This window comes from Kordia sp., assembly GCF_045105435.1.
In the GTDB taxonomy this organism is placed as follows: Bacteria; Bacteroidota; Bacteroidia; order Flavobacteriales; family Flavobacteriaceae; genus Kordia.
Map to the genome: position 1 here is coordinate 1 of NZ_JBGCDL010000042.1, position 2756 is coordinate 2756.

Annotated in this window: 4 protein-coding genes; 2 read left to right on the forward strand and 2 right to left on the reverse strand. The window is 34.7% G+C overall.

The genetic code is table 11. The features are described from left to right. Positions 1-464: 464 nt before the first annotated feature. Together AB8B65_RS01740 and AB8B65_RS01745 are read left to right on the forward strand one after the other, a co-directional pair. A complete protein-coding gene (locus tag AB8B65_RS01740; protein WP_405299077.1) occupies positions 465-1607 on the forward strand; it encodes a methionine aminotransferase in 1143 nt (380 codons plus the stop codon). Positions 1608-1726: 119 nt separating this feature from the next. Beyond that, a complete protein-coding gene (locus tag AB8B65_RS01745) occupies positions 1727-1993 on the forward strand; it encodes a hypothetical protein (protein WP_405299074.1) in 267 nt (88 codons plus the stop codon). A gap of 72 nt (positions 1994-2065) precedes the next feature. Here AB8B65_RS01745 and AB8B65_RS01750 read toward each other — a convergent pair whose 3' ends face one another. Both AB8B65_RS01750 and AB8B65_RS01755 read right to left on the reverse strand, forming a co-directional pair. After that, complete coding sequence (locus tag AB8B65_RS01750; RefSeq protein ID WP_405299075.1) at positions 2066-2257, reverse strand: class I lanthipeptide; 192 nt, start codon at positions 2255-2257, stop codon at positions 2066-2068. A 52-nt stretch (positions 2258-2309) separates the two neighbouring features. Next, the gene (locus AB8B65_RS01755) at positions 2310-2507 is read right to left on the reverse strand and encodes a hypothetical protein (protein WP_405299076.1); all 198 of its coding nucleotides are present in this window, start codon (positions 2505-2507) and stop codon (positions 2310-2312) included. Positions 2508-2756: the final 249 nt, after the last annotated feature.

The following is a 2756-nucleotide window of genomic DNA, read 5'->3' on the forward strand; positions in this document are numbered from 1 at the left end:
AAATCTCTACAAGAATAAACCCAGAAACATTCGTGAATTCGTGGTAAAAAAAAGTTTTCGGTTTTCAGTTGTTTCAAAGAAATTTCAAAAACAAATCAACAAAAGCAAAACGAAAAATTCGACAAACAATAAAGTTTACGAGTTTAGATTTTGATTTCAAAATTCGAGCAAATCTCTACAAGAATAAACCCAGAAACATTCGTGAATTCGTGGTAAAAAAAAGTTTTCGGTTTTCAGTTGCTTCAAAGAAATTTCAAAAATAAATCAACAAAAGCAAAACGGACAAATTGACAAGTAATGAAGTTTAAGAGTTTAAAAGTTTAGGTTAAGAAAGAAACAGGTAGTAAATTAGTAAACTGACAACTCATAACAGACAACGAATAATGTAGTTTAAAAGTTAATGTCAAGAAATGAAAAGACAGTAAACTAGTAACCCAAAACCCAAAACCCAAAACCCAAAAATGATCCAACATACGTCAAAACTTCCCAATGTAGGGACTACAATTTTTACGGTAATGAGCCAATTGGCAGCAAAAGAAAACGCGATCAATCTATCACAAGGATTTCCAAATTTCCCTTCCGATTCCAAACTCATAGAAATGGTACAGCAAGCATTGCGCGAAAATTACAATCAGTATGCACCAATGCCAGGTGCCATGATTTTACGGGAAGCTATCGCGGAAAAGATGACGTATTTATACCAAAAAACATACAATCCTGACACGGAAATTGTGGTAACAGCAGGCGCAACACAAGCAATATTTACCATAATAAGTGCTTTTGTACGTCCGCAAGATGAAGTCGTCATATTTACACCTGCGTACGATTGTTACGCGCCAGCCGTAGAAACGCACGGTGGAAAAGTGATTCCGATTCAATTGAAAGGAAAAGAATTTGCAGTTGATTGGGACGAAGTGCGAAGCAAGATTTCTTCAAAAACCAAAATGATGATTATCAATACACCGCACAATCCTAGCGGAACGGTTTTGTCGAAAGCTGATATGTTAGAATTAAGCGCAATACTAGAAAATACAAATATCATTTTACTCAGTGATGAAGTCTACGAACACATCATTTTTGATGGCGCACAACATCAAAGTGCCGCTTTATTTCCAAAACTTGCCGAACGCGCTTTTATCACTGCATCTTTTGGGAAAACATTTCACAATACAGGTTGGAAAATGGGCTATTGTGTAGCGCCAAAAGGCTTGATGGATGAATTCAAAAAAGTGCATCAATTCAATGTGTTTTCAGTAAATCATCCGATGCAAATTGGAATAGGGAAGTACTTAAAAAATCCTGAGAACTATCTGCAACTACCTGCATTTTTTCAGGAAAAGCGAGACTTCTTTCTCAACGCAATCAAAGATTCACGTTTTACATGGACACCATCGCAAGGAACGTATTTTCAGGTGTTGTCTTATGAAAATATCACCGACGAACTCGATACAGAATACGCTAAAAAATTGACCAAAGAACACAAAATTGCTTCTATTCCGCTTTCGGTATTCAACACAAATAAAGAAGATCATAAACTGTTGCGTTTCTGTTTTGCCAAAACGGAAGAAACCTTGATAGAAGCTGCAAAAATTCTTAATAAAATATAAAAATTCTTACAAAAATTTTGACTTTCAAGAAGATTCGTATATTTTTAATTGCAATGTGTAAATCAATTCAATTGATGCATCTCAAAAGGAATAAACAGTAGCATTAAAAATATACGATCATGAAAATAGAAATAATTTGCCCAAAATGTAATTGGAAACCGGATGGCGGCGCGTATTGGGAATGTAGTTGCGGTCATGTATGGAATACGTTCGCTACAGCGGGAAGATGTCCGAAATGCAGTAAAACTTGGGAAGATACTCGATGTCCAAGTATTCCTGGCGGTTGTAGCAAATGGTCCAAACATGTAGATTGGTACCGAAATTTAGACGATGTAATGAAAGCAGAAATGGAGAAAGCGTTTAAAGAAAAATCGATTAAAATATAGCTTCCCATAAAAAACTACTCATAAAAAAAGCCTCTCAAATGAGAAGCTTTTTAAGTATATGTGAATTATAGTTTACTGACAGTTCGTTTGATTCCCAGTAAGACACCATGAACCTGTTTGCCCACCAGTTTCTCCACAATTAAAGAAACAGCTATCTGTCGGTGTTTCTCTTGGTGGCCAGCTTGTTCCTCCTTTTAATGTATCTTCTGTTAAATGACTTACTTGTTTTTTATTTAATGATAATTTTCTAAGTTGTTTTTTCATAATTTTTAGTTATTGCATTCGTAATTTAAAAATGATTGTATTCACATATTAATTAAGCTGGCATACTTCCGCCACTGTAAATTCGAGTTGTCAAGAATGTTGGACATGGATCCATTGTACAATTTGTGTCATGGCACATATTTCCTCCTTTTACTTTATTTGTGCTTTTTGGAGTCATTGCAGAAATAACTTCTTTCTTAAAAACAAGCTTCTCAAAAGTGAATTCTTTGTTTAAATTCTTTTTCTTCATAAGTTATAGTTTTGTGGTTTGTTAACTGATCTCAATATAGACAAGAAATAAGCGCAGAAACACCAGTATTTGCGTAGATACATAAATATTTTACGATTTTGCGCATAAAAAAGAGGCTGTCTGGAAAGTTTCAGAAGTCGTCATTCTGGACTTGATCCAGAATCTCATAAAGCTGATTTTCAACTGTTATGCGAAACCGAATCAAGTTCGGTTTGACGAAATTATGACTTTTTAGACAGCCTCTTTATT

Excerpts from the sequence above, each read along its gene's own strand:
- AB8B65_RS01745 (WP_405299074.1), top strand. The coding sequence starts at position 1,727 with ATGAAAATAGAAATAATTTGCCCAAAATGTAATTGGAAACCGGATGGC.
- AB8B65_RS01750 (WP_405299075.1), bottom strand. The coding sequence starts at position 2,257 with ATGAAAAAACAACTTAGAAAATTATCATTAAATAAAAAACAAGTAAGT.
- AB8B65_RS01755 (WP_405299076.1), bottom strand. The coding sequence starts at position 2,507 with ATGAAGAAAAAGAATTTAAACAAAGAATTCACTTTTGAGAAGCTTGTT.